Origin of the sequence: Amnibacterium setariae (genome assembly GCF_003581425.1) — a bacterium.
In the GTDB taxonomy this organism is placed as follows: domain Bacteria; phylum Actinomycetota; class Actinomycetes; order Actinomycetales; family Microbacteriaceae; genus Amnibacterium; species Amnibacterium setariae.
In genome coordinates this window covers 360,335-384,702 of the sequence record NZ_QXTG01000001.1, presented here as the reverse complement: position 1 = coordinate 384,702, position 24,368 = coordinate 360,335, and the positions used below count along the sequence as shown (strand labels likewise).

At 73.3% G+C, this 24,368-nt stretch carries 26 protein-coding genes and 3 tRNA genes; 11 read left to right on the top strand and 18 right to left on the bottom strand.

Features of this window, described 5'->3' with window-relative positions; genetic code table 11:
• The 5 genes from D1781_RS01990 to tilS all read right to left on the bottom strand — a co-directional run bounded on the left by D1781_RS01990 (position 1) and on the right by tilS (position 4,723).
• Complete coding sequence (locus D1781_RS01990; protein ID WP_119480601.1) at positions 1-504, bottom strand: PH domain-containing protein; 504 nt, start codon at positions 502-504, stop codon at positions 1-3.
• Positions 501-986 (bottom strand): DUF3180 domain-containing protein, encoded by a 486-nt coding sequence (locus D1781_RS01985; RefSeq protein ID WP_119480600.1) that lies wholly within the window; start codon positions 984-986, stop codon positions 501-503. Before D1781_RS01985 ends, D1781_RS01990 begins: the two co-directional genes overlap by 4 nt.
• 47 nt (positions 987-1,033) lie before the next feature.
• On the bottom strand, positions 1,034-3,052 hold the full coding sequence (gene ftsH / locus D1781_RS01980) for an ATP-dependent zinc metalloprotease FtsH (RefSeq protein WP_119480599.1): 2,019 nt from the start codon (positions 3,050-3,052) through the stop codon (positions 1,034-1,036).
• Between the two features lie 112 nt (positions 3,053-3,164).
• Complete coding sequence (gene hpt, locus D1781_RS01975) at positions 3,165-3,728, bottom strand: hypoxanthine phosphoribosyltransferase (protein ID WP_119480598.1); 564 nt, start codon at positions 3,726-3,728, stop codon at positions 3,165-3,167.
• 14 nt (positions 3,729-3,742) lie between these two features.
• Positions 3,743-4,723: a tRNA lysidine(34) synthetase TilS gene (tilS, locus tag D1781_RS01970; RefSeq protein WP_119480597.1), complete on the bottom strand. Its 981-nt coding sequence runs from the start codon at positions 4,721-4,723 to the stop codon at positions 3,743-3,745.
• 44 nt (positions 4,724-4,767) lie between these two features.
• Between tilS and D1781_RS01965 the strand changes: the two genes are divergently transcribed.
• Positions 4,768-5,268, top strand: coding sequence for an inorganic diphosphatase (locus D1781_RS01965; RefSeq protein ID WP_119480596.1), 501 nt, complete (start codon positions 4,768-4,770; stop codon positions 5,266-5,268).
• Between the two features lie 106 nt (positions 5,269-5,374).
• Here the strand turns inward: D1781_RS01965 and D1781_RS01960 are convergent, their stop codons facing one another.
• Positions 5,375-6,808 carry a C40 family peptidase gene (locus D1781_RS01960; protein ID WP_119480595.1) on the bottom strand — a complete coding sequence of 478 codons (1,434 nt, stop codon included), beginning with the start codon at positions 6,806-6,808 and terminating at the stop codon, positions 5,375-5,377.
• A complete protein-coding gene (locus D1781_RS01955) occupies positions 6,798-8,024 on the bottom strand; it encodes a M23 family metallopeptidase (RefSeq protein WP_119480594.1) in 1,227 nt (408 codons plus the stop codon). Before D1781_RS01955 ends, D1781_RS01960 begins: the two co-directional genes overlap by 11 nt.
• Positions 8,025-8,369: 345 nt before the next feature.
• Here D1781_RS01955 and D1781_RS01950 point away from each other — a divergent pair.
• The 3 genes from D1781_RS01950 (at position 8,370) to D1781_RS01940 (ending at position 8,647) form a co-directional block, all read left to right on the top strand.
• A tRNA-Glu gene (locus tag D1781_RS01950) sits at positions 8,370-8,442 on the top strand.
• Between the two features lie 30 nt (positions 8,443-8,472).
• A tRNA-Asp gene (locus D1781_RS01945) sits at positions 8,473-8,546 on the top strand.
• 28 nt (positions 8,547-8,574) lie between these two features.
• Positions 8,575-8,647 (top strand) — tRNA-Phe (locus D1781_RS01940).
• Between the two features lie 16 nt (positions 8,648-8,663).
• Here D1781_RS01940 and D1781_RS01935 read toward each other — a convergent pair.
• The 3 genes from D1781_RS01935 to D1781_RS18020 form a co-directional block, all read right to left on the bottom strand.
• Entirely contained in the window at positions 8,664-9,791 is a 1,128-nt protein-coding gene (locus D1781_RS01935) for a tyrosine-type recombinase/integrase (protein WP_233550922.1), read from the bottom strand.
• Between the two features lie 166 nt (positions 9,792-9,957).
• Positions 9,958-10,464 carry a hypothetical protein gene (locus D1781_RS01930; protein ID WP_147392010.1) on the bottom strand — a complete coding sequence of 169 codons (507 nt, stop codon included), beginning with the start codon at positions 10,462-10,464 and terminating at the stop codon, positions 9,958-9,960.
• 306 nt (positions 10,465-10,770) lie between these two features.
• Positions 10,771-10,896, bottom strand: a complete 126-nt coding sequence (locus D1781_RS18020; RefSeq protein ID WP_267899774.1) for a hypothetical protein — start codon at positions 10,894-10,896, stop codon at positions 10,771-10,773.
• A 379-nt stretch (positions 10,897-11,275) separates the two neighbouring features.
• Between D1781_RS18020 and D1781_RS01925 the strand changes: the two genes are divergently transcribed.
• The gene (locus D1781_RS01925) at positions 11,276-12,181 is read left to right on the top strand and encodes a hypothetical protein (RefSeq protein WP_119480591.1); all 906 of its coding nucleotides are present in this window, start codon (positions 11,276-11,278) and stop codon (positions 12,179-12,181) included.
• 484 nt (positions 12,182-12,665) lie between these two features.
• Complete coding sequence (locus D1781_RS01915) at positions 12,666-13,538, top strand: hypothetical protein (protein WP_119480590.1); 873 nt, start codon at positions 12,666-12,668, stop codon at positions 13,536-13,538.
• Positions 13,539-13,623: 85 nt separating this feature from the next.
• On the opposite strand, the gene D1781_RS01910 is transcribed toward D1781_RS01915, so the two are convergent.
• Both D1781_RS01910 and D1781_RS01905 read right to left on the bottom strand, forming a co-directional pair.
• Complete coding sequence (locus D1781_RS01910) at positions 13,624-13,818, bottom strand: hypothetical protein (protein ID WP_147392009.1); 195 nt, start codon at positions 13,816-13,818, stop codon at positions 13,624-13,626.
• A 65-nt stretch (positions 13,819-13,883) separates the two neighbouring features.
• A complete protein-coding gene (locus tag D1781_RS01905; RefSeq protein ID WP_199706454.1) occupies positions 13,884-15,131 on the bottom strand; it encodes a glycosyltransferase in 1,248 nt (415 codons plus the stop codon).
• Positions 15,132-15,291: 160 nt separating this feature from the next.
• Between D1781_RS01905 and D1781_RS01900 the strand changes: the two genes are divergently transcribed.
• Positions 15,292-16,212 carry a UbiA family prenyltransferase gene (locus D1781_RS01900; RefSeq protein ID WP_407641652.1) on the top strand — a complete coding sequence of 307 codons (921 nt, stop codon included), beginning with the start codon at positions 15,292-15,294 and terminating at the stop codon, positions 16,210-16,212.
• A gap of 34 nt (positions 16,213-16,246) precedes the next feature.
• Positions 16,247-17,701 carry a phytoene desaturase family protein gene (locus tag D1781_RS01895; RefSeq protein WP_119480587.1) on the top strand — a complete coding sequence of 485 codons (1,455 nt, stop codon included), beginning with the start codon at positions 16,247-16,249 and terminating at the stop codon, positions 17,699-17,701.
• Between the two features lie 35 nt (positions 17,702-17,736).
• On the opposite strand, the gene D1781_RS01890 is transcribed toward D1781_RS01895, so the two are convergent.
• On the bottom strand, positions 17,737-18,183 hold the full coding sequence (locus D1781_RS01890) for a nuclear transport factor 2 family protein (RefSeq protein WP_158589961.1): 447 nt from the start codon (positions 18,181-18,183) through the stop codon (positions 17,737-17,739).
• Between the two features lie 105 nt (positions 18,184-18,288).
• On the opposite strand from D1781_RS01890, the gene D1781_RS01885 reads away from it, so the two are divergent.
• Positions 18,289-18,882, top strand: coding sequence for a TetR/AcrR family transcriptional regulator (locus tag D1781_RS01885; RefSeq protein WP_119480585.1), 594 nt, complete (start codon positions 18,289-18,291; stop codon positions 18,880-18,882).
• Between the two features lie 36 nt (positions 18,883-18,918).
• Here the strand turns inward: D1781_RS01885 and D1781_RS01880 are convergent, their stop codons facing one another.
• Genes D1781_RS01880 through D1781_RS01875 form a run of 3 tightly spaced genes read right to left on the bottom strand, consistent with a single transcriptional unit; the run spans position 18,919 to position 20,040 of the window.
• Positions 18,919-19,293, bottom strand: a complete 375-nt coding sequence (locus tag D1781_RS01880) for a cupin domain-containing protein (protein WP_119481679.1) — start codon at positions 19,291-19,293, stop codon at positions 18,919-18,921.
• Positions 19,294-19,313: 20 nt separating this feature from the next.
• Entirely contained in the window at positions 19,314-19,481 is a 168-nt protein-coding gene (locus tag D1781_RS17405) for a hypothetical protein (protein ID WP_158589960.1), read from the bottom strand.
• A gap of 28 nt (positions 19,482-19,509) precedes the next feature.
• On the bottom strand, positions 19,510-20,040 hold the full coding sequence (locus D1781_RS01875) for a MarR family transcriptional regulator (protein ID WP_119480584.1): 531 nt from the start codon (positions 20,038-20,040) through the stop codon (positions 19,510-19,512).
• A gap of 20 nt (positions 20,041-20,060) precedes the next feature.
• Between D1781_RS01875 and D1781_RS01870 the strand changes: the two genes are divergently transcribed.
• Positions 20,061-20,804 carry an SDR family oxidoreductase gene (locus D1781_RS01870; RefSeq protein WP_158589959.1) on the top strand — a complete coding sequence of 248 codons (744 nt, stop codon included), beginning with the start codon at positions 20,061-20,063 and terminating at the stop codon, positions 20,802-20,804.
• A gap of 253 nt (positions 20,805-21,057) precedes the next feature.
• Here the strand turns inward: D1781_RS01870 and D1781_RS01865 are convergent, their stop codons facing one another.
• Positions 21,058-22,542 (bottom strand): MFS transporter, encoded by a 1,485-nt coding sequence (locus D1781_RS01865; RefSeq protein ID WP_119480582.1) that lies wholly within the window; start codon positions 22,540-22,542, stop codon positions 21,058-21,060.
• Between the two features lie 82 nt (positions 22,543-22,624).
• Here D1781_RS01865 and D1781_RS01860 point away from each other — a divergent pair, with 82 nt between their 5' ends.
• A complete protein-coding gene (locus D1781_RS01860) occupies positions 22,625-23,410 on the top strand; it encodes a TetR/AcrR family transcriptional regulator (protein ID WP_119480581.1) in 786 nt (261 codons plus the stop codon).
• A 39-nt stretch (positions 23,411-23,449) separates the two neighbouring features.
• On the opposite strand, the gene D1781_RS01855 is transcribed toward D1781_RS01860, so the two are convergent.
• Positions 23,450-24,319 carry an oxidoreductase gene (locus D1781_RS01855; RefSeq protein ID WP_119480580.1) on the bottom strand — a complete coding sequence of 290 codons (870 nt, stop codon included), beginning with the start codon at positions 24,317-24,319 and terminating at the stop codon, positions 23,450-23,452.
• Positions 24,320-24,368 lie beyond the last annotated feature (49 nt).

The window sequence follows — 24,368 nt, the reverse complement described above, 5'->3', positions numbered from 1 at the left end:
CTACAGTCCCACGCGCCGCTCCTCCGCCCGCTCCACGAGCGCGTCGCGGAGCTCGGCCGCCTCCTGCTCGGGCAGGCCGGGGAGCGTGACGTCGGACGTGGCGGCGGCGGTGACGAGCCGCAGCTCGGCGAGCCCCAGCAGGCGCGCGACCGGCCCGCGGTTCACGTCGACGAGCTGCATGCGGCCGTAGGGGACGGCGACGAGGCGGGAGAGCAGGATGCCGCGGCGCACGACGAGGTCGTCGTCGCGCAGGATCCAGCCGATCGCGCGCACGCGGCGCGGCGCGATCACGAGCCGGATCACCGTCACGACCGCGACGGCGGCGAGCACGACCGGGCCGATCCAGCCGTCCGGGAAGACGAGCAGGAGCAGCGCCAGGCCCACGAACGCGCCGAAGACCGCGGACATGAGGATCGCGGCGACGTCGACCCAGACGAGCCGGTTCGAGACGCCACGCCACCCGGCGATGCCCGCGTCGAGGGCGCGGGGAGGAAGGACGGTCATCGCTGCTCCGGGATCTGGTCGGGCCGTCCCGGGCCGTCGGCGCGGTCCTCGGGCGGGATGCGGCACCACCACTCGACCACCAGCCCGGCGATCAGCAGCGCGAGCGCGCCGATCGCGGTGAGCACGTCGGGCCAGAACGCGGGCGTCGCCGTGCTGCCGGCACGGGAGACGGCGTAGGCCGCGAGCGCCGCGGCGACGCCGACGAGCAGCGCGCCGGTGAGGCTCGACGCCTTGGCCAGCACGAGGACGCGCATCGCGAAGAACGGATCCACCGGCCGCCGGGCCTTGCCCCGGACGAGCCGGCGGACCGGACGGCCGAGCAGGATCAGGCCGAAGGCGAGGATGAAGAGGACCGAGTAGAGGGTCGCCGGGGGGATGAACGACGGGGCGCCGCCGGTCGTCAGACCGACCTGCAGCAGCCAGCCGATCACCGCTCCGGCGATCGCGATCCCCACGAGCGCCGCGGGACTCGTGCGCCGCACGGCCGATCAGCCTCCGGAGCCGGGGGACCGCACCGCCGCCCCCGCCATCAGGCGGTGGCGGGGCGCGGCTTGATCCGCGGAGCGCGCTTGCGGGCCGGGGCGCCGCCGTCCGAGTCGACGCCGCCGTCCACGGCACCGGCGTCGACCGGGGCCTTCGGCGTCGGGATCGCCACGGCCGGCAGGTCGGAGACCGGTCGACGGTCGCTCGACAGCCACTGGGGGCGCGGCGGCAGCTTCTTCACGTCCTTGAAGATCTCCGCGAGCTCGTTCTGGTCGAGCGTCTCCTTCTCGAGGAGCGCCGTCGCGAGGCGGTCGAGCACCGCGCGGTTCTCGAGGACGAGCTTGTAGGCCTCGTCGTGCGCCGCCTCGATGAGGTTGCGCACCTCCTTGTCGACCTGCTCCGCGAGCTCCTCCGAGTACTCCCGGCTGTGGCCCATGTCGCGACCGAGGAACATCTCGCCCGACGCGGCGCCGAGCTTCACCGAACCGATGACGGAGCTCATGCCGAACTCGGTCACCATCCGCTTCGCGGTACCGGTCGCCTTCTCGATGTCGTTCGAGGCGCCGGAGGTCGGGTCGTGGAACACGACCTCCTCCGCCACCCGGCCGCCCATCGCGTAGGCGAGCTGATCGAGCAGCTCGTTGCGGGTGACCGAGTACTTGTCCTCGAGCGGCAGCACCATCGTGTAGCCGAGGGCGCGGCCGCGGGGAAGGATCGTCACCTTCGTCACCGGGTCGGTGTGGTTGAGGCTCGCCGCGACGAGGGCGTGGCCGCCCTCGTGGTACGCGGTGATGAGCTTCTCCTGGTCCTTCATCACGCGGCTGCGGCGCTGCGGGCCCGCGATGACGCGGTCGACCGCCTCGTCGAGGGCGCGGTTGTCGATCAGCTGCGCGTTGCTGCGCGCGGTGAGCAGCGCGGCCTCGTTCAGCACGTTCGCGAGATCCGCTCCGGTGAAGCCCGGCGTCTTCCGCGCGAGCACCTCGAGGTCCACGCCAGCGGCGAGCGGCTTGCCCTTCGAGTGCACCTCGAGGATGCGGCGGCGGCCGTTCAGGTCCGGCGCGTCGACGCCGATCTGGCGGTCGAAGCGGCCCGGGCGCAGCAGCGCGGGGTCGAGGATGTCGGGCCGGTTGGTCGCGGCGATCAGGATGACGTTCGTCTTGACGTCGAAGCCGTCCATCTCGACGAGCAGCTGGTTCAGCGTCTGCTCCCGCTCGTCGTGCCCGCCGCCGAGGCCGGCACCGCGGTGACGGCCAACCGCGTCGATCTCGTCGACGAAGATGATGGCCGGCGCGTTCTGCTTCGCCTGGTCGAACAGGTCGCGGACGCGGGAGGCGCCGACGCCGACGAACATCTCGACGAAGTCCGAGCCGGAGATCGAGTAGAACGGCACGCCCGCCTCACCCGCGACGGCGCGGGCGAGCAGCGTCTTGCCGGTCCCCGGAGGGCCGTACAGCAGCACGCCCTTCGGGATGCGGGCGCCGACGGCCTGGAACTTGGCGGGCTCCTTGAGGAAGTCCTTGATCTCGCCGAGCTCCTCGATGGCCTCGTCGGACCCGGCGACGTCGTTGAACGTGACCTTCGGGGTCTCCTTCGAGACGAGCTTCGCGCGGGACTTGCCGAACTGCATCACCCGGTTGCCGCCGCCCTGCATGGAGGACATGAGGAACCAGAAGATGACGCCGATGATGAGGAACGGCAGCAGGATCGAGCCGATCGAGAGCAGCCAGTTCGGCTGCGGGACCTCGTCGGTGTACGTCAGCTTCGAGTCCTTCGCCGCCGCATCGTCCACGGCCTGCACGATGTCCTCGCCGCGGGCGGTCACGAAGTTGAACTGGACGTTCTTCCCGTTGGTGCCGTCGGCCTGCTTCAGCACGAGGTCGACCCGGTTGTCGGTGTCGACGATCTTCGCGGACTGGACCTGCCCGTTCGCGAGGTACTGGAGGCCCTGCTCCGTCGAGACGGAACGGAAACCGCTGCCGGTCAGCAGGCTGCTGCCCACCCACACGACCACGATCGCGATGACGATGTAGACGAGGGGACCGCGGAAGATGCGCTTGAGGTCCATAGTCCGCACAGGCTAACGCCCGGCGGAGCCACGCCGAGCGGCTGTTCGCCCTGGGGGGACGCCTGCGCGGCCTCCCTCAGGGATCTCTTGGTCGCCGCTCAGACCTCGGGGGCTACTGGTAGACGTGCGGAGCGAGCACCGCGACGTCGCGCAGGTTGCGGTAGCGCTCCGCGTAGTCGAGGCCGTAGCCGATGACGAACGCGTTCGGGATGTCGAACCCGCAGTACTGCACGTCGACCCGGATCTTCACGGCCTCGGGCTTGCGGAGCAGGGTGCAGACTTCGACGCTGGCGGGCCCGCGGGACCGCAGGTTCTCCACCAGCCAGGAGAGCGTGAGGCCGGAGTCGAGGATGTCCTCCACGATGAGCACGCGGCGCCCGGCGAGCTCGGTGTCGAGGTCCTTGAGGATCCGCACGACGCCGGAGGAGCGGGTGCTCGAGCCGTAGGAGCTGACGGCCATCCAGTCCATCTGGACCGGGATCCGCAGCTCGCGCGCGAGGTCGGCCATGACCATGACCGCGCCCTTCAGCACGCCGACGAGCAGCAGCGGCGTGCCGTCGGACGCCTCCGCGTCGCGCGCCTCGATCTCACGGCACAGCTCGGCGATCCGCTCGTGGATGCGCTGCTCGGTCAGCAGCACCTCGGCGAGGTCGCCCCGGACGTCGTCGGAATCCACGCGCTCGTTCCCCCTCAGGCGCCGGTGAACTCCAACCGGCCGCCGGCGCGGACCACCCTAATGCCGGGCAGGTCGACGCCCTCCTGCCCGTGCCAGGCGAAGACGAGTCGCGCGACCGCCAGCGTCTGCGCGCGGGAGAGGGTGCGGCCGAACTCGTCCTCGACGGCGAGGCGGATGAGCCGGTGCACGATCGCGGGCGGGTTCGCGGCGAGCGCGACGACCGGCAGCGCGATGCCGCCCTCGGCGAGCTCCGCCAGGTCGGGCGCGAGCTCCTCGGCGATCGCGTCGAGCGCGGTCGCGTCCTCCTGCACCTGCGCGGCGGTGCGGGCGAGCGCCTCCGCGACGCCCGGGCCGATCGCCTCCTCGAGCGCCGGCAGGGCGGTGCGCCGCAGCCGGACGCGGGGATGCGCGAGGGCCGCGTTCATCGGGTCGTGCCACGGGTCGAGCCCCTGGTCGGCGCAGGCGGCCTCGGTGGCGCTGCGCCGCAGGCCGAGGAGCGGCCGGAGGTACGGCGGCGCGGCGACGCGCATGCCGGCGAGGGCGTCCGGTCCCGAGCCGCGGGCGAGGCCGAGCAGCACGGTCTCCGCCTGGTCCTCGAGCGTGTGCCCGAGCAGCACGCGGGCGCGGCCCGTCTCCGCCATCGCGCCCTCGAACGCGGCGTACCGCGCGACGCGCGCCGCCGCCTCCGGGCCGCCGTCGCGCCCGACCGCCACGCGCCGGACCAGGACCGGGGCGAGCCCCAGCGCCGTCGCGGCGGCCGCTGCGCGCTCGGCGGCCTCGGCGGACCCGGGCTGCATGCCGTGGTCGACGACCACCGCGCCCATCGGCACGCCCGCCCGCGGCGCCTCGAAGGCGGCGGCGGCCGCGAGCGCGAGGGAGTCGGGGCCGCCGGACAGCGCGACGAGCCCGCCGGAGGAGCCGACCTCCGGCAGCACCTCCCGCACCGCGCTCCGGGTCTGCGCGACCGCGGGCGTCAGGCGGGGCCGATCGGGCATTCGCTAACGTTATGGCCGCTTCAGCCAGGAGAGGACGGACCGCCGTGGCCGCGTACGACGTGATCATCGAGATCCCCAAGGGGAGCCGCAACAAGTACGAGGTCGACCACGTGACCGGTCGCGTCACGCTCGACCGCGTGCTCTTCACCTCGTTCGTCTACCCGACGGACTACGGCTTCTTCGAGAACACCCTCGGCCTCGACGGCGACCCGGTCGACGCCCTCGTGCTGCTCGAGTACCCGGCGTTCCCGGGCGTCGCGGTGAAGGTGCGCCCCGTCGGCGTGCTGAACATGAGCGACGAGGCCGGCTCCGACGCCAAGGTCGTCGTGGTGCCGCACAAGGACCCGCGCTGGCAGCACATCCAGGACCTCGCCGACGTGCCGGAGCAGACCCGGAACGAGATCGAGCACTTCTTCCGCCGCTACAAGGACCTCGAGCCCGGCAAGTTCGTGAACATCGAGGGCTGGGGCGACGCCTCGGAGGCCGAGAAGATCGTGCAGGACGGCTTCACCCGCCTGTCCGAGGCCGGCGCCGACCACAGCTGATCCTTCGCGGATCCGCACTTCCTCCGCGGATCCGCGATTCCGACGCGACACGCCGTTCCGCGGAGGTCGGATCCCGGCGTGTCGCCGAAGAACTGCGGATCCGCGATCAGGAGGCGGAGGCGGTGGGCCGCGCGACCTGTCCGACCCGCTGGTAGGACCGCACCGGCACCTCGCGCACCTTGACGCCCGGGTAGGGCGCCTCGATCATCATCCCGCTGCCCGAGTAGACGGCGACGTGGTACATGTCGCCGCCGCCGTCCGTGTAGAAGATCAGGTCGCCGACCTGCACACGGCTGTACGGGACGAGCTGCCCCTGCGCGCGGGCGAGGTCGTACTGCGCCGTCGCGGAGTGCCCGCCGATGCCGATCCCGACGGAGCCGTAGGCGCGAATCGTCAGGCCCGAGCAGTCCCACCCGTTCGGCCCGGCGCCGCCGAACACGTAGGCGTCGCCGATCTGGTCGCGCGCGTAGGCGACCGCGCTCGCGGCCTGCGCGGAGTTCGGCGGTCCCGCGGACGGCGGCTGCACAGGCGGCCGCGAGGGCTCGACGGGGGACGGCGCGGAGGGCGCCGACGGCGCCGGGTCGGACGGGGCGGAGGACCCGCCGCCGGACGAGCCGCCGCTCGGCACGCCGCCGGCCGCCCCGCTCCCGGACGAGGACCCGCCCGAGGAGGACCCGCTCGACGGCGTCCCGCCGCCCGCGGACGCCGCTCCCCCGCCGCCCTGCGCGGGCGCTCCGCTCGACCCGCCGCCGGACGAGGGAGCCGGCTCGGCCGCCTCCTGCCGGGCGATGACGCCCGCCGCGTACTGGGCGGCGACGCGGGTGGACGTGCCGCGCAGCTCGGCGAGCTGGGCGACCAGGCGGTCGGCGTGCTGCTGCTCCGCCTCGACCGCGCGGCCCGCCTCGCTCGCCGCGGCCTGCGCCGCGGCGAGCGCCTCCTGCGCGGCGGCGGCGCGGTCCGCGAGCTCGGTCGCCGCGGAGTCGGCCTGAGCGCCGAGGGCCGCCGCCTCGTTCTGGTCGGTGAGCGCCTGACGGGTGATCTGCTGCGACTGCGCGGAGAGCTGCGTGACCGTGGCGAGGCGCTGCAGGAAGTCGTCCGCACCCGAGGCGTCGAGCATCAGCTGGAGCCCGCCCGCGCTGCCCCGCGCGACCGACGCGGCGAGGAGGCCCGCGCGCATCCGCGAGGTGCGGGCCCTGGCGCCGGCCGCGTCCGCCTGCTGCGCGAGCGCGGCGTGCCGGTCGCGCGCCGAGTCCTCGGCGAGCTTCGCGCGGTGGAAGCGCTCCGCGGCGATCGCCGCGGTCCGGCCCGCCGCGTCGGCCTTCGCCTGCAGCGTGCCGAGCAGACCGGTGATCCGCGCGCCCTCGGCCTCCGCCGCGGCCCTGTCCGCCTTCGCCCGCTGCACGTCGTTCCAGGTCGGGTACTGCGGGTCGTCCGCCAGCGCGGCCGGCGCGACGAACGTCGCCGTGACCGCGCCGATCGTCACCGCACCGACGACGCCGAGGGCGCCGTCGCGCCGGCGACGCGGCGGGTCACCAGCCAAGGGAGATGCCCCTCGCGGCCATGAACGGCACCGCGTTCACGGCGACCTCGTTCAGACGCACCTCGAAGTGGAGGTGCGGGCCGGTCGCCGCGCCCGTGGAGCCGACTGAGGCGATGTTCTGGCCCGCGGACACCCGCTGCCCGACGCGCACGAAGATGCCGCCCGGGCGGATGTGCGCGTAGCCGGTCTGCACGCCGTCGCCGTCGTCGATCTCGATCCAGTACCCGTAGGTGCCGAACCAGCCCGCGTAGGTGACCGTGCCGGCGTGCGCGGCGTAGATCGGGCTGCCGTAGGCGACCCCGATGTCGGTGCCCCGGTGGAAGAAGTTCGCGCCGGCGGGCTGGTCGGGCCGGGGGCCGAACCCTCCGGTGATCGGGCCGCCGACCGTGGGGCGGGCCCAGCCACCCGAGCCGACGGCGCCGCCCGCGCCGGCGCCCTGCGCGGCCTGCGCCGCGCGCACGCCCGCCTGGTACTGGCGCGCGACGGACTCCGACTTGGCCTGCAGCGCCTTCAGCTGCGCCTGCAGCTCGACCTGGCGCTTCTGCTCCTCCTGGACCTTCGCGTTCGCGGCCTCGCTCGCGCGGATGGCGGCCTGGAGGGCGAGCCGCGCCTTCTCCTTCAGCGCGGTCAGCTCCTCCTTGACCTGCTGCATCTGCGCCTGCGTGGCGGCGGCGGCGTTCTTCGCCGCGGCGGCCTCGTCGGCGATCGCGCCGTTCGACTCCGTGAGCTTCGAGAGGCTGCCGAGGCGCTTCAGGAAGTCGGTGGCGCTCGCGTCGGTGCCGGAGAGCAGCAGCGTCGTCTCGACGTCGGCGCCGCCCGTGCGGCTCAGCTGCGCGGCGAGCTGGCCCGCGCGCTGCTTCGCCTGCGCGGCGCGCTTCTCGTCGGCCTCGACCTGCTTCTCGATCGTCTTCAGGCGTTCGTTCGCCGCGTCGACACGGGCCTGCGCGGTCTGGTACTCGGTGCCGCGCTGCTCGGCGACCTTCTGCGCCGCGTCCGCGACCTGCTGGGACCTCTGGAGGAGCCCCTCGATCTTCCGGACCTCGGCCTGCTGGTCCTTGACGTTCGACCGCGCCTTGAGCACGTCCTTCCAGGACGGGTACTCGTCCGCCTGCGCGGACAGCGGCACCGCGACGAGGCCGGCGACGCCCGCGGCACCGAGCGCGAGCATCCCGCGGCGGGTGTAGACGCGGCGCTGCCGTCGGGAGAGGCCGGACATGGTCGGGACCTCCCTCGAGCCGTGAGCACGCCGCGGCGGACCGAGGACCCGCGGCCGAGCGGAGAGGCTAACCCGGTGCCCGCGGATCCCCGGGCAGGCGCTCCGCGTGGCGCGGCGCGTCGCCGCTCCGCACCGTCCGCAGCGTCGTGATCGTCCGCTGATGCGCGCGCCGGTCCCAGATGCGCGCGAGCGCTCACGCGCATCTGGGACTGCGGCGCGCACTGACGCCGGAGGCGCCGAGGCGGTGGAACCTGCCCCTGCCGACCGCCGCGCGGCGCGCGGTTTCGCCTTCCTCCGCGGATCGCGTATGCTCGTCCCCCGGTGAGCCCGGCAACGGGGGAATCCGGCCCCATCGTTTAGCGGCCTAGGACGTCGCCCTTTCACGGCGGTAGCACGGGTTCGAATCCCGTTGGGGTCACGACCCCGGCGGGGGAGCTCACCACAGCAAGGCCCTGTAGCGCAGTTGGTTAGCGTGCCGCCCTGTCACGGCGGAGGTCGCGGGTTCAAGTCCCGTCAGGGTCGCGAAGGTGCGACGAGAGTCGGACCTCTCGGCTCTGTAGCTCAGTTGGTAGAGCGTTCGACTGAAAATCGAAAGGTCACCGGATCGACGCCGGTCGGAGCCACATCTGAAACCCCCGGTCAGCCGGGGGTTTTTCTTTGTCCACGTTCACGCGTGATACCTGGCAAGGGCCCTGCTGCCCACGAAATGCCCACAACTTCTGCATGAGTGTGGTCATCGAGCGCTGCTGCAACCGCGTCCAGATCGTCATCGAAGAGGTCGGCGTACACGTCGAGGGTCATCGCAGCGGAAGCGTGCCCGAGCATCCGCTGGACGGCCTTGACGTTCGCGCCGGCACTGACCGCGAGGCTGGCGGCGGTGTGACGGAGGTCGTGCGGCGTGATCCTCGGGAAGTCCGTGTCTCGTTCCCGCACCCGCTGCACTGCCGCAGCGAAGAATCGCGCGCGAAAGTTGCTCCCGCGGAGCACGCCGCCATCTGCTCCGGAGAACACGAGGTCGTCGCGCGACTTGCCAGCACACCGCTGCGCCAGCGGGTCAACGAGCAGGGCGGGGAACGGCACTGATCGACGCTCATGGGTCTTCGGAGTGCCCCACACCAGCGATCCTCGTGGTTCCGAGACGGCCTCGTCGACGCTGAGGCGACGGCGGGCCAGATCGACACGGCCGACTCGAAGGGCGGCCATCTCACCCCAGCGCAGACCCGTGTAGGCAAGAAACCGCACGACGTCGCCGTTCTCCCCAAGCTCCGACGAGAGCTCGGCCACCTGAAGGTGGGACAGATAGCCCCGTCGGTGCTTGGTCAGTCGCGGCAACCGCACGTCCTCGCACGGGTTTCGAGGCAACCGCCCATCACGAACCGCGAACTTCAGCACGCCGGAGAGCACGAGGTAGGTCTGGCGCGTTGCCGACGGCCCGAGCGTCGTCGAGAGCCCGGTGACCCAGGCCTGCACGTCGGCGTGCGTCACGTCGAGCAGCCTGACGCGCCCCCACCTGGGGAGCACATGCTTGTCGAGGGCGTGTCGATACCCAGACAGCGTCGTCGGCTTCAACTGCACCTGCGCGCTAAACCAGGCGACCGACCACTCCTCGACTGTGACCTTGGACCGGGTCGGATCGACCCACTCTCCGCGCATCTTTGCGACCTCCACCGTCGCGAGAAAGTCCTCCGCTTCCCGCTTCGTTCGGAAGCCGCGCTTGTCGGTCTGGCGTCGATCCGGGGTGCGGTAACGCACTCGCCAAAGCTTCACGACCCGCGAGGGTCGACCGCTCGCCGCCGGCGCCCTGCCTTCCGGGTAGGTGAGGTACGAGCTGACCGACCCCATCAGCGACCACCGTTCGTCTGCTGGACCACCACGCGAGCGTGGCATTCGCTGCGACCACTGCCGGCGCCTTGTATGCGGACAAGGCGGGAGGTCACGTCGACGCTCCTGTGGATGAAAGCCAGGCGGGCAGAACGTCGTCGCCCCAATGAGCGGTGCGGGGGTCAAATACCTCCCGGACATCAACTAGGTCGGCGACGCGCTTCGCGCTCGGCTGCCGCAACGCTGCTCGAACGGTGTACGCGCTGTCGGGGTTGCAGAGGAAGACGACCCTGTCCGCGGCGCCCGCTTCGATCCGGAGCCGGAACCTCGCAAGGATCATCGCGTACCGGTCGGCCCGCTTCGGCGTCAGCTCGACCTCGATCAACGTCAGCTGGTCGCCCTTGATCGCGACGCCGTCCGCTACATGGCTGCGAACTCGCGGAGGGCGCTCGTCCCTTGCCCACGAATACCCCGCGGCGAGATACCGGGTGGACGCCGCGGACACCGCGATCTCATGCCGCGTCGTCTGCGCGAACAGATTGGGGCGCCGCGATCCAGTCACCGCCGGTGTCGCCCAGACGGCCGACCCGTCCGGGCCACCGAGGTTCGTCCGATCCACTTACCCGACGCGCGTCATGCGGGACACCCACCGCTGCGCCTGCCGGAGCGCGACCGGTCGGTCAAGCGAAGGCCAAGTACGCCCAGCGTCAACCTCGACCGCGACCGGCTCCGGACCGTCCGTTCGACCGTGACAGACGAAGACTCGGACTGGGGGAGGTGGGAGCGGTGCCCGCTGGAGCCGCTTCCCAGATGACTCCAGCGGACAGACCGGCTCGCTCGCGGGGCGAGCAGCGCTGGTCCTGGCAAAGCTACCCGCGCCGATGATGCAACGGGTAGCCCGGCATCGCTGCCAGACGGGGATGCGTCACCGGCGGATCCTGCGCCGCCGCTCCTCCTCCTTGGCGCCGACATATTCGACAGCGAACATGGCCGCCCCGGTCTGACCAACAGCAGCAACAATTGGATCCGGATCGCGGGCGAGGACGTCCATCTGTCCTGACAGCGATGCCAGGTATACCGCTCGCAACCCCGCCTACCTGCTTGACCGTGCCGGGCCGGCCCCGGAAGCGCTGGAGCAGCAACTCGAGTTCCTCCGGCAAGTCCGGATGCGCGAAGTTCGGCTCTACGCCACCCGCAAATTCGGCAACGTCTCCCCCGAGGCGCTGCAGGAGATCACGCGGATCCTCGGCAAGACCGAGGAGGGACGAATCGGGGCAGGCACCCGATCACGACCGCTTACGGCTGGGACGACCGGCATCGCGATCTCGGCCAGCGCGATGTCGGCCCCGCGCGAGTCGCCTCGGCGCATCAGCAGCCTCGGCCGCCCGTGCGGCAGGATCGCCTGGATCGGTCGAGGGCGGGGAGCGGGCATGGCGTCGCGACGCGGCCTCGTGGCCGCCACCGTCTTCTTCGCGCTGACGGCGGTCCTCAGCGTCGTGCTGTTCCGGCCGCTCGGTCCGACGGGATGGGCGGTCCTCGTGGCGAGCATCGCCTTCGTCGCGGCCGGCTGCGTCGCGCTCTGGAAGGGCGAGGCGCTCGCAGCGTCGGGAACCCGGCGGCGAAAGGAACGGTCGGTGCGGGCCCCCGCCGCGGCGACCGGCCGAGCGGCTCCCGGTCCCGTCCTCGTGGGCGAGCAGCCGTCCATCGACCTGCACGCGGAGGTCGGCGAGCCGTCGGCCGAGGAGCGCGAGGTGCTCGCCACGACGCTCACCGCACTCCAGGACGTCGAGCTGCTCCGGGCCGGCGAGGTCGACGTCCCGCAGATGTGGCGGGCCGCCCACGCCTCCGATCCCGGACGCCCCGTGGACGTCTACGGCGCGCTCGGCTCGCTCGCCGTGCTGCAGGAGCTCGGGGTCCTCGCGCTGCGCCGACTCGTCTTCGTACCGGTGCACGTCGAGTACGACGTCGACCTCCTCGCCGAGGTCGCCGCAGCCCTCCTCGCCGCCCTCGGGCACGAGGTCGACCCGGAGGACGTCGTGGTCACGCTGGCGGCGGACGACCGCGGGACCGCCTCCACGATCGCCGTCCCGCTCGAGGGCCGCACCGAGACCGTCCCGTTCGCCTTCCTCCCGAAGGACCCGCCGCCCGACCTGCTCGAGGCGCTCGCGCGGTTCCCTCGGGCGGACGACCCGCGGGAGCTCGTGGTCGCGGTGGTCGACCAGTACCTGCTCCACGCCGCGATCCGCCCGGGCCGCCTGGCCGCGCTCAACCGCCGCTTCGACGCGGCGAACCGCGGCATCCCGCCGGAGTACGCCTTCTCCTTCGACCCGCTCTGACCCCGGTCCCGCCCAGGCCTGCTGCGAGCCGAGAATCGCCACGACTGTCCTCGTCGGGCGTCCTCGTCCGTCGTAGGGGTGACGCGACAGAAGGAGCACGCGATGAAGTACATGATCCTGATCTCGACGGACGAGGACGCCCGGAAGCAGTGGGAGGCGGACGGGTCCGTGTTCGACGACGCGCACCGGGCGGTCTTCGCCGAGCTGCGGCGGACCGGCGAGCTGGTCGACGGCAACGAGCTCGATCCCGAGGACGCGACGGTGATCGGGACGCACCGGGGCGAGGCCCTCTCCATGCGGGGCCGTTCACGGAGGGCGTCGAGGTCGTCGGCGGCTACTACGTCGTCGATGTGGCATCGAAGGACCGCGCGATCGAGATCGCCGGCATGCTCGCCGAGACGCGCTTCTCCCCCGTCGAGATCCGGCGCCTCATGCACTGAGGCGCTCGAGCGCTGCATCGACGCGGTCGCCCTAACCTGACCGCGTGCGCGCACCCGTGCTGGACCTCACGTCGTTGACCGAGCCGGTCACGGCCGAGGAGGTGTCGGTGCACCGGCGGGACGCGGTCGCTCGCGGCGAGGCGCCCTCCACAGGCGCGCTGCTGCGCCGGGTCGGCGTACCGGCGGTGACCGCGCTCGTCGCGCTGGTCGCGCTGGTCGTCGTCGCGGCCACCGGCCGTCCCGCGTGGACGGTCGTCGTCGCGCTGCTGGTCGCCCTCGTCGGCACGCTCTCGGCCGTCCGCACCGCGGCCGCGAGCCGTCGCTCGTGGCGCACCTGGGCGGTGCTCGACCGGTTCGCGACGCGCAACGGACTCCGGCTCGTCCCCGAGTACGCGGCGCCGGCCGACCTCGCCGTCCAGCTGCGCCGCGGGAAGCAGCGCCGGCGCACGGAGTGGATCCGTTTCCCCGGCGACCGGATCCAGGTCGCCAACCACCGGTACTCGGTCACCAGCGGAGGCGGCGACGCCCGCAGCACGTCGGTGTACCGCGTCGGCCTCGTCGTCGTGCGCCTCGACCGTGCCGGCCCGCGGCTCGTGATCGACGCGATGGAGCACGACCGCCACCGCCGCGCGACCGGCTCGCACGCGCCGCGCGGCGCGCTCGACCAGGTGGTGCTGCAGCGGCCCGACTTCGACCGCTCCTACCGGCTCTACCTGCAGGCCGGGACCGGGCAGGAGGCGATGGCCGCGCTGTCGACGCGGCTCGTCGACGCGCTGGCCGCCGCGGCGGCGACGGGCACGCCGTGGGACCTCGAGGTCGTGGAGGGCACGGCGTACTTCATGCAGCCCCGGTTCCTCGACCTGACCGATCCGGCGACCTGGCGACGCATCACCGACCTGGTCGCCGCGGTCGGCTGATCCGCGCCCACGACCGCCGGCCGGCCGTCACGGCCCGCGGACGCTCGGGTGCGAGGACCCGTCTCCGGGACGTCGACCCCTCGACTCAGGTGCCGCGTCCCTGATCCGGCGCGGACTCGTCGCTTCCGCCGGCCAGCACGGCCGCAGCCCGTGCGGCCGCATCGGGATCGGCGCGCGCCGCCTCGAGCGAGGCGTAGCGGATCGACCGCCGCCCCGCGGCCTGCGCCAACAGCTCGTGGAGCCCGGAGACGGGGAGGCCTCCGTCGGACCCGTCCGTCATCGGACCAGAGCAGGAGGAGCCGGTGACGGGGGCGCCGTCCCGGGCACGGGCGCCGGTCGGGGCGGTCAGGGCGCTCCGGCCCACCCCAGCGGAGCGGCGCCGCGCGGGTCCTCGGGCAGGGGTTCGAGACCGGCGATCACGTCGACGGCCCGCCCCACGCCGTCCTCGGTCCGCATCGCGGCGGCGACGACGGCCGCCCTCGATCGGCGACCGAGCGCGTCGGTGATCGCCGGCACGAGGGTGCCGACGCGCAGCCGCCGCGGCGGCACCGGCGCGGCCGAGATGCCGAGCCGGTGGAGGCGACCGGCCCAGAACGGCTGGTCCGCGGCGAACGGCACGACCACGGAGGGCACGCCCGCGCGCGCGACCGCGTGCGTCGTCCCGGCGCCGCCGTGGTGCAGCACGACGTCCGCCGCGGCGAGCAGCGGGCGGAGCGGCGCCGACCGCAGAGCGAGCACGTCCGGGGCCCGCAGCGCCTCCGGCAGCGCCATGCCGCCCCAGCCCGTCAGCAGCACCGCTCGCAGCCCGTGCGCCCGCGCCGCTGCGACGACCACCTGCGCCCTGCGCGCCGCGTCGCCGCCGGCCATGGACCCGAACGACGCGACGAGGTGGCGTCCGTCCCGCAGGAACGCCGCCACGTCGGGCGCGAGGGCCTCGCTCGAGGCGTCGTCGAACCAGGCGCCGGTGAGGTGCACCCGCTCCGGCCAGTCCGCGGGCCGGGGCAGCAGCTGCGGGCTCACCGCCATCAGGACCGCCCGGGACGAGGAGCGGGCAGCGGGCGCGGTCCCGCCCGGCAGCAGCGCCGCGGCGCGGGCGGCGTCGGGCTGCAGCAGGCGCGCGCCGGCCCTCGGCACGGCGTAGGTCCACCGGTTCGCGCGACCCAGGTCCCGGGTCGCGGTGGGCCCGCCCGCCGCCGGGAACGCGGCGGTCGGGGTGGCGACCGGCGACAGCTCGACGAGCACGCGCGGGATCCCGAGGGCGTCGGCGACCAGCGGCGCGCTCAGGAGGAGCGGGTGGTGCACCACCACGTCGGGCGCGAACGCGAGCGTCTCGCGCACGCCGGCCGCGAAGAGGCGGCGCAGGCCGGGCCGCGCGTCGCGCAGCGCTCGGACCACCGCCCACGGCCGCGTCGACGGTCCCGGGACGAGGCCCTGGAACCGCAGGTCGAGGCTCACCGCGTCGATCCCGGCCAGCTCCGCGCCGGAGTCGTCCGGGACGCCGAGACGGACCTCGTGGCCGGAAGCGGCGGCACGCCGGGCGAGGGCCGCGAACGGCTCGACGTCCCCCCGGGTGCCGGCCGTCAGCAGCATCATCCGCACCCCCGCAGTCTGTGGCCCGACCTCGAAGGACCGCCGTGCGCCTGGGAACCGGGCGTCCACTCGGACGGCAGGCGCCAGGCTGAGGTGCCGGCGGAGCCCGATCCCGGCCGATCCTCGAGGAGCTGGCCGTGACGCCCTACCGGATGCCGCCCCAGTGGACCACGTCGACGGCGCCGCACCCGCCGTGCCGGTCGCGATGACGGCGGCGGCGGCGTCGGCCGCGCCGGTGATGCGGCTCGTGCGGCTGATCCACATCTCGCGCCCCGTGCTCTGGATCAACACGATCGGCACCGGCCTGGTCGGCATCTGGTTGACCGGGCGGCTCTTCGACCTGCAGGCCCTGCCGGTGATCCTCTGGCTGACGCTGCCCTTCAACCTGCTGATCTACGGCGTCAACGACGTGTACGACCAGGAGACCGACGCGCTGAACCCGCGCAAGGGCTCCATCGAGGGCGCGCGCATCGAGCCGCGCGAGGTGCGCACGATCGCCTGGTCGGTCGCGGTCGTCAACCTGCCGTTCCTCGTCTACTTCCTCGTCGCGCTCCCGCCTGCCGCGGTCGCCGTGATGCTGCTCTACGCGGGGGTGTTCGTCTTCTACTCGGCCCCGCCGCTGCGGTTCAAGACCCGCCCCTTCCTCGACTCGCTGAGCAACGCGGCCTACGCGCTCCCCCTCCTCTTCGTGCCGCTCGCCCTCGGCGCGACCCCGGTCTGGCCGGCGCTCGCCGGGCTGCTCGCATGGAGCGTCGCCAAGCACGCCTTCGACGCGGTGCAGGACGTGGAGGAGGACCGCGAGGCGGGCATCGCGACGACGGCGGTGCGCCTCGGCCCGCGCGGCACCGCGGTGTGGAGCGGTGCGTGGTGGCTGGTCTCGACGGGGCTCTTCGCGGTCGTCAGCCTGCCGGTGGCGGCGGTGAACCTCGCGATCGCGGGCGCGCTCGTGGTCCGGCTGCTGCGCCGTCCGACGCCCGCGACCGGGCATCGGCTCTACCCCCTGTCGGTCGCCTTCCCCTACATCGCGGGCTCCGTCGCCGGCGCCCCGCTGACCTTCGGGATCGTCATGGGGCTCTACCCGTGAGCGGCCGCAGCGCCGTGATCGCCGGAGGTCGCCCGTGAGCCGGGTCGTCGTCGTCGGCGGCGGGATCGGCGGCCTCGCCGCGTCCGCACTGCTCGCCCGGGCCGGTCACCGCGTCGTCCTGCTCGAGGCCGCCGAGGTCCTCGGCGGCAAGAGCCGCCGGCTGGAGCTCGACGGGGAGCGGATCGACAGCGGGCCGTCCCTCGTCACCTTCCCTGCGGTGTGGGACGAGCTGCTGCGCCGGCTCGACGCCGGACGGCGCCCGATCGCCGCTGCGGGGCGGCTCGACCTGATCCGGCTGCCCGAGGTGAGCCGCTACTACTTCGCGGGCGAGCAGGTCTCCCTCCCCGTGCCCGAGGACCACCCCTGGTACCCGGCCTGGCGCCGCTTCAGCGACGAGCACGCCCCGCTCGCGGACGACGTCACCGCGCTGCTGCTCGCCGACCCGCTGTCCCGCTCGGCGCTGCCGGCCGTCCGCCGCCTGCTCCGCACCTACGGCAGCCGCCTGACGACCCGCGCCTACCTCGACTCGCTGCAGTGGCTGCCCGACGGCCTGCGCGAGATCCTCGCGATCCACACGCTGAACGCGGGCGTCGCTCCCGAGCGCACGCCCGCGCTCTACGCGAGCATGCCGGCGATCATGGCGGCCACCGGCGCCTGGGTCCCCCGCGGCGGCGTGTACGAGATCGTGCTCGCGCTGCAGCGGCTCGCGGAGGCGGCAGGCGTCGAGGTGCGCACCGGCGAGGAGGTGACGCGCATCGAGCGAGGGCGCGTGCGGAGCACGACCGGCGAGCACCCGGCCGACCTGGTCGTCAGCGGGCTCGACGCCGACCGTCTGGACGGGCTGCTCGACCGGCCGGCACCGCGCAGGCCGCGCACCCTCTCCTGCTCCGCGATCGCGATCCACGGGGTGCTGCAGCAGGACCTGCCGGCCGAGATCGCGTCGCACAGCGTCGTGCTGCCGCGGCGCCCCGCGGCGCTGCACCGCAGTCTCGCGGCCGGCGACGAACCGGCCGACACGATGGCGTTCGTCACCACCTACCGCGCGGGCGAGGTCTACCCGAACGATCGGAGCACCCTCGCCGTCCTGCTGACCGCGCCGGCGAACGACGAGGAGTACACGCTCGAGCACCCGTTCGTCCGCCGCGAGGTCGAGCGCATCTCGGCCGCGATGGGCCTCGCGCGACCGCTCACGGACGGCCTCGCCGAGGCGGTCGTGCTCGACCCTCGCCACTACGGCTCGTTCGGCGAACCGCACGGTGCGCTGTACGGCGCGGCACGACCGCCCTGGCTGAGCGGCCCCTTCCACCGTCCGGCCTACTCGGACCGCCGGCGGCCGTGGCTGTGGCGCGTGGGCGCGTCCGTCCACCCCGGGGGCGGCGTCCCCGCCGTCCTGGGCGGGGCGATGATCGCCGTCGCCCGGCTGCTCGCGCAGCATCCGCCCACGGCGGATGCGCGAGCGTCAGGGCATGGGCCGCGGCTCGAGCGCTGAGCTCGGGCGGCAGCCGTGCCCATGGCGGGTGGCGCTCAGCGGTCCGGACGCGCCGGCGCCTCCTCAGCACCGGCCGCGGCGCCCAACCGGCCGCCCAACGAGGCCGTCTGCGGCACGAGCGTCCGGGATGCGATGCGCCACCCGGCGGCGGTGCGCCGCAGGACGTCGTGGTGCGAGACGCTGCGCACCGCGCCTTCGACGGTCAGCATGAAGCCCTTCGACTCGACGACCGCTTCGTCCTCGTCGGCCTCGAGGACCACGACGTCGGTCGTGTGATGGGCGACGGGGTTCTGCGGACCGAGCCGCATCGCGCCGTCCGCCAGCGCCTGCACGCCGATCATCACCGGCAGCCCGACCGCGCTCATGTCGTAGCGCACGTCGAGCGTGAAGACCGTGTCCAGCCGGTCGAGGTCGCCGCGGTCGACCACGTGCCCGTATCGCGCCAGGGTCTCGACGATCTGGTCCCGCTCGTGGGTGCTCATCTGCTGCTCCTTCGTCGGCTCCATCTGAGCCTGCGTTCCGAACGGTACTCCGTACCGCGCGGAACGCAAGCCCTGCCCAACGTCGTTCTGGCCTACCCTCCTCATGTGCCCGAGGACCTCTCCCTGATCGAGCGGAAGCGGCGACAGGCTCGTCGGCGCATCGTCGCCGCGGCCGACGAGCTGTTCGCCGCTCGCGGGTTCGACGCCGTGTCGGTGAACGACATCGCCGAGCGCGCCGAGGTCGGGCGGACGACCTTCTTCCGCCACTTCGGGGACAAGCAGGAGGTGGTGTTCGCCCGCGAGCAGGAGCTGCTCGACCTCATCGCCGCGGAACGGGTGGAACCCGCCGCGGCCGGTCTCGGCACGCTCCTCGATGCGGTTCGCGCGCTCGAGCCGGTCCTGCTGCGCCTCCTGGACCGCATGACCGCGGACCTCGCCGGCTACCGACGTCACCTGCAGCTCATCGAGCAGCACGCCGAGCTCGCGGCGCGCGACGCCGTCAAGATGCAGGGCGTGGCGCTCCGGCTCCGCGACCTGCTGACCGCGCAGGACTGCCCGGACGGCACCGCCACGCTCGCGGCGGAGATCGCGATGGCCTGCTACTGGACGGCCCGTCGCACCGCGCCCGACCCTGCGGACCTGGTCGGAGCGACCCGGCGCGCGCTCCGGCAGGTGCTCGAACCCGGCACGGCCGGCTGACCCGGCACCCCACGGGCCGAGGAGCCCGAGCGCCGCCTACTGCGAGAGCTGCTCCTCGATGGTCTTCGTGCCCTCGACGACCACCGACCCCGTGTGCGCGGTCGTCACCGTCTCGACGAGCACGATGTGCACCTCCTCGTCCGCGATCGGGTTGTGCCGGACACCGCGCGGGACGACGAAGAACTCCCCCGGGCCGAGCCGCACCTCGTCCCGCCCCTCGAGCTCGATGCGGAGGCGCCCGGAGACCACGAGGAACAGCTCGTCCTCGTCGTCGTGCGCGTGCCATACCAGCTGACCGAGCAGCTTCGCGACCTTCACGTACTGGTCGTTGACCCGGCCCACCACCTTCGGGGACCAGTGCTCGACGACGCCCTCGAGCGCCGCCGCGATGCCGACCACGTCCTGCTGCATGCCGGGCAGTGTCGCACCGCTCACGGAAAGCAGGGCCCGTCGTCGAAGCGGACGTGCATCAGCGCGCTGCCGTCGAGCCACGCCTCGAGCGGATCGACCGGCTGCGCGATGTACGCGCGGTGCCGCGGCTGGTCCAGGTCGTCGACGATCGACGCGAAGACCCGCCGTCGCCGGTCCGCGTCCAGCACGGGCGTCCCGACCGCGGGCAGGTCGGCGCTACGCGGACTGCGGACCGTGCGCCTTCAGGACGAGCCCCAGCAGACCGACCAGCTGCTCCTGCTGCTCGCTCGTCAGGCCCGCGAGGAGCGCCTCCTGCACGGCGGCCGCATGGGCCTGGAGGCCGCCGAGATGCGCCCGACCGGAGGGGGTCAACGTGAGGACCTTCCGTCGCCGGTCCGCCGGATCCGTCCGCCGATCGACGTGCCGGGCCCCGTCGAGTCGAGTCGCGACCGCGTTGACGTCGTTGCGATCGAGGCCGAGGCGGCGCCCGATCTCCGCCTGACTGAGGTCGCCGAACTCGTCGAGCGCGGCCAGGACCGCATAGTCCCCGCGCTCCGCAGCCGTCATGCGCTGCAGCGTGAGGCGCGAGCCGATCGTTCCCACCTTGTTCGCCTGCCAGCTCACCAGCTGCCGAAGACGCCGTGGCGGGCCCGCTTCGGCACCGGTCTCGGACATCGACACACCATAACGGTTGGTCGCGCCAACGAACGTGTATGTTGGTCGTGCCAACGTTGGTGAAGCCAACATTTTCTGCACGAGGAGTGAACATGGAGCCGAACCCGCTGCCCGACCTGATGGGCCGTCGCGTCGTCGTCCCCGGCGGCACCGGTGCCGTCGGGGAGGGCGTGGTGCGCCGCTACCTGGCGGCCGGTGCCGATGTCGTGGTGCCGACGCGTTCGGAGCGGCGCTCGAGCGAGTTCCGAGCACTGCTCGGGACCGCCGAGGCGGAGCGCCTGCACGTGGTGGTCCACGACTACACGACCTTCGCCGGCGCGGAGGACCTCATGGATCAGACGGCGCACCACCTCGGCGGGGTCGACGACGTCGTGGCCCCGATCGGCGGCTGGTGGGCCGGCGGCCCGCTGTCGGCCATCACCGAGCAGGACTGGGGCGACGCCTTCGTCGGTCTGGCATCGACGCACATCGCAGTCCTGCGGGCCGCTCTGCCGCGGATGAACCGCACCGGCGCGTACTCGGTCGTCGTCGGCGACTCGGCGAGCTTCCCGGTCCCGGGCAGCGGGCTGGTCAGCATGGAGCAGGCCGCCGTGCTGATGATGCAGCGGGTGGCGGCTGTCGAGTCCGGCGACAGCAGGCGGATCTTCGCCCTGACGCTGGGACCGGTTCGCACGCGCGACGTCGAGGGCGACCCGACATGGATCAGCAGCGACCAGGTCGGGGCGGCCGCCGTGGCGCTCTCCGCCTCGACGGCGCAGAGCGACATCGTGCCGCTGCACGGCGCGGACGAGGTGACCGACCTCCTGCGGACCATCCGCGCCGCCGAGCGGAGCTGACCCGGGCGGTGGTCACCGCGACCGGGGAGCCGATCGCAGTGCCGCGACGATCAGCTCGAGCAGGCGATCGGTCTGCGCGTCGGCGGCGGTCGACGCGTCGCCGAGGCCGTGCTTGCTCCTGGCCTGCGCGGCCAGCTGCCGAGCCCCGGCACGGCGCTGCGCTGAGCCGGGCCCGACCATCGCGGCGATACCGGACCGCAGAGGCGGGCCGCGCTCGAGATCGACTCGCGCGCGGCCCGCCTCGGGCGCTTGATCAGACCGCGGCGTGCTCGGGCTCCGCGGGCGCCGGCTCCTCGGTCGCGCGGGAGTCGGTCAGGGTCAGGGCCCCGATCGTTCCGATCGTCGCGACGAGCACGGCGACGACCAGGAACACGACCCGCTCGCCGGTGAAGAAGGACTGCACCAGGGAGGCGCTCCAGGCGCCGACGGGCAGGGCGTTCGTCACGAGCGCCGCGATGAGCGTGCCGACCACGGCCGTGCCGAGGCTGGTGCCGATCTCCTGCGCCGTGTCGTTGAGCGCGGCGCCGATCGAGGTGCGGTTGGCCGGCATCGCCGCGACGAGCGCGACCGCGCAGATGGTGAGGATCGTGCGCAGGCCGATCGTGAGGACGACCATCATCACGGCGATCGCGAGGTAGCCGCGGTCCACGGCCCACGCCATCCCGAGCATCGCGCCGACGAGCAGCCCGACGCCGACCAGGCAGGCGAGGCGGTGCCCGAGACGGGCCGCCAGCTGCTCCGCGACCGGGGTCGCCGCGATCATCGTGACGATCAGCGGCAGGTTGGCGAGGCCCGCGACCATGGGGCTCCAGCCGTAGGCGTACTGGAAGTGCAGGGTCAGCGCGAAGAGCACGCCGGCCATCGCGACGTTCGACGCGAGCTGGGTGAGCGCGGCTCCACGGACGGGTCCGGTCCGGAACAGCGCGAGATCGATCATCGGCGCGGCGGCGCGACGCTCGCGGACCATGAAGCCGATCACGGCCGCGACGGCACCGAGGGCGGAGGCGACGGTCGCGGGGGCGAGCCACCCGAACTCGACGCCGCTGGTCAGCGTGTAGCAGCCGAGCCCGATCGCCGCGACCGTCAGGGCCGCGCCGATCAGGTCGAGGCGCCCGGTGGTGAGGTCCGCGCGCCGGTCGGCGGGGACGCCGGCGCGGACGCCGAGCCAGGCGATCAGCGCGACCGGCGCGTTGACGACCAGCAGCCACTGCCAGCTGAAGCTCGCGAGCACGGAGCCGCCGAGGACCGGGCCGAGGACGAAGCCGGACATGCCGACGACCATCACGATCGTGATGGCACGCATGCGCAGCTTCTCGTCGTCGAAGAGCCGGAAGATCAGCGACATCGTCACGGGCGCCATCGCGGCGGCGGCGCATCCCAGCGCGGCGCGCAGCGCGACGAGCTGGCCGATGTCGGTCACGAGGACGACGGCCAGGCTGATCAGGCCGAAGGCGGCGAGACCGACGAGCAGCACCCGGCGCCGGCCGAACCGGTCCGCCGAGGAGCCGGCAGTCAGCAGCAGGCCGCCGAAGGTCAGGGAGTAGGCGCCGGTGACCCACTGCAGCCCGGTCGTGCCGCTCTGCAGCGCGCGACCGATCGTGGGCAGGGCGACCTGCAGCAGCGTGTTGTCGATCATCTCGACGAAGAAGGCCAGGCAGAGGGCCGCCAGCGGGATCGCCGCGGCGCGGAGCGAGGCGTAGGTGCGCGGGGCGGTGGCAGCGGTGTCCGGTGCGCTCATCGGTGCACCTCCTTTCTCGAACGCCGTTCGAGTCTCGAACGACGTTCGAGAAGATAGAACAACGTTCGATAAGATGCAAGACGTGGCGACGGATCGATCGACGGAGGCGGAGACGGCGAGCCCGGCCGCCCGCGCTCGAGGACGTCAGCGGGCGTCGCACTCGCTCGACACCGTGCTGCGCGAGGCGATCGCGATCCTCGACGAGTCGGGCGAGCCCGCCCTGACGTTCCGTGCCCTGGCCTCGCGGCTCGGTGGCGGCGTGGGGAGCATCTACTGGTACGTCGGCAGCCGGGACGAGCTGCTCGACCTGGCGGTCGAGGAGGTCATGGGGCAGGTCGTCGCCGGCAGCGAGCCGCTGACGCACGGCCCGGATCCGATCGCGAACGTGCGGGCGATCGCCCTGGCGCTGTTCGACGAGTTCGTCCGGCGCCCGTGGTTCGGCCAGCTCATGCTCCGCAACAACGGCATGCAGCCGAACTCCATGGCGATGCTCGAACGGCTCGGTCAGCAGCTCATGCGGCTCGACCTGACGCCGCGCCAGCAGTTCCACGCGGTCTCCTCGATCATCAGCTACGTCGTCGGCGTCGCCATCGACCTCGCGGAGCCGCCGCCGAAGGAGTACCTGGAGAGCGGGATGGCCCCGGCCGAGTTCCTCCGCGTGCTCGGCGACCGCTGGCGGGCGCTCGATCCGGACGAGTTCCCGTTCGCCCACGAGGTCGCCGACGAGATGGCGACGCACGACGACATCGACGTCTTCCGATCGGGGCTCGACCTGCTGCTGGACGGCCTGCGTCTGCAGGCGGGGCTCCGGGCCGAACCGTCGCAGGACCGCCGAGCGGTCCTGCCGCAGGGCGACCGACCGGCGTAGGGGGCCGTTCGCCCAGCGAGCCGATCCGATCCGAGCCGATCAGAGCGGGAAGCGCACCCCCGTCAGCTGCTCCGACACGGTCCAGAGCCGGGCGGCGAGCGCGGGGTCCTTCGCCTGCTTGGACGTCCCGATGACCTCCGCGCCGCCGCGCATGTGCACCAGGTGCTCCGGTCCGGTCATGGATCCGCCGGGCACATCCCCGATCGCGGCGAGGAGCACGGGCAGCGCGCCGTCGTCCGGCGACTGCGCGAACGCGCGGGTGACGAGCTGCGCGAGCCCGGTCGAGCCGCCCGTCATGTCCGTGGCGACCAGGCCGGGGTGGGCGGCGACCGCCGTGACCGCGGAGCCCGCGGCCGTCAGCCTGCGCTGCAGCTCGACGATGAACAGGAGGTCGGCGAGCTTCGAGGCCGCGTAGGCCGTGGACTCCTTGTAGGCGCGACGCTCCATCTGCAGGTCGTCGAAGTCGAGCCGGCCCATCCGCTCGACCTGCGACGCGAGCGAGACGACGCGGCCGGTGACCTGCGGCAGCAGCAGGTTCGTCAGGGCGAAGGGGCCGAGGTGGTTGGTCCCGAGCTGCAGCTCGAAGCCGTCCTTCGTCAGGCGTCGGGTCGGCACCGAGACGCCGGCGTTGTTCACGAGCACCTCGATCGGCCCCTCCCACGCCTCGGCGAAGCGGCGGACGGAGGCGAGGTCCGCGAGGTCGAGGGCGCGCACCTCGGTCCGCCCCGGCATCGCGGACGCCACCCGGCGGCCCTTCTCGGCGTCGCGGACGGCCAGGACGACGCGGGCGTTCGCGGTCGCCAGCGCCCGCGCCGTGGCGAGGCCGATGCCGCCGGTCGCGCCGGTCACGATCACCGTCCTGCCGGCGAGGTCGGGGAGGTCGGATGCGGACTGCAGCGTGGAGGTCATGCCGGAGACACTAGACACTGTCTAGAAAGTTGGCAACGTCTAGTTCCCG

Coding starts and splice junctions, on each gene's coding strand:
- D1781_RS01865 (WP_119480582.1), bottom strand. CDS start 22,542: ATGAGCGCACCGGACACCGCTGCCACCGCCCCGCGCACCTACGCCTCG.
- D1781_RS01855 (WP_119480580.1), bottom strand. CDS start 24,319: ATGACCTCCACGCTGCAGTCCGCATCCGACCTCCCCGACCTCGCCGGC.
- D1781_RS01875 (WP_119480584.1), bottom strand. CDS start 20,040: ATGTTGGCTTCACCAACGTTGGCACGACCAACATACACGTTCGTTGGC.
- D1781_RS01905 (WP_199706454.1), bottom strand. CDS start 15,131: ATGATGCTGCTGACGGCCGGCACCCGGGGGGACGTCGAGCCGTTCGCG.
- ftsH (WP_119480599.1), bottom strand. CDS start 3,052: ATGGACCTCAAGCGCATCTTCCGCGGTCCCCTCGTCTACATCGTCATC.
- D1781_RS01990 (WP_119480601.1), bottom strand. CDS start 504: ATGACCGTCCTTCCTCCCCGCGCCCTCGACGCGGGCATCGCCGGGTGG.
- D1781_RS01925 (WP_119480591.1), top strand. CDS start 11,276: ATGGCGTCGCGACGCGGCCTCGTGGCCGCCACCGTCTTCTTCGCGCTG.
- D1781_RS01955 (WP_119480594.1), bottom strand. CDS start 8,024: ATGTCCGGCCTCTCCCGACGGCAGCGCCGCGTCTACACCCGCCGCGGG.
- D1781_RS01870 (WP_158589959.1), top strand. CDS start 20,061: ATGGAGCCGAACCCGCTGCCCGACCTGATGGGCCGTCGCGTCGTCGTC.
- D1781_RS01910 (WP_147392009.1), bottom strand. CDS start 13,818: ATGACGGACGGGTCCGACGGAGGCCTCCCCGTCTCCGGGCTCCACGAG.
- D1781_RS01890 (WP_158589961.1), bottom strand. CDS start 18,183: ATGAGCACCCACGAGCGGGACCAGATCGTCGAGACCCTGGCGCGATAC.
- tilS (WP_119480597.1), bottom strand. CDS start 4,723: ATGCCCGATCGGCCCCGCCTGACGCCCGCGGTCGCGCAGACCCGGAGC.
- D1781_RS01880 (WP_119481679.1), bottom strand. CDS start 19,293: ATGCAGCAGGACGTGGTCGGCATCGCGGCGGCGCTCGAGGGCGTCGTC.
- D1781_RS18020 (WP_267899774.1), bottom strand. CDS start 10,896: ATGGACGTCCTCGCCCGCGATCCGGATCCAATTGTTGCTGCTGTTGGT.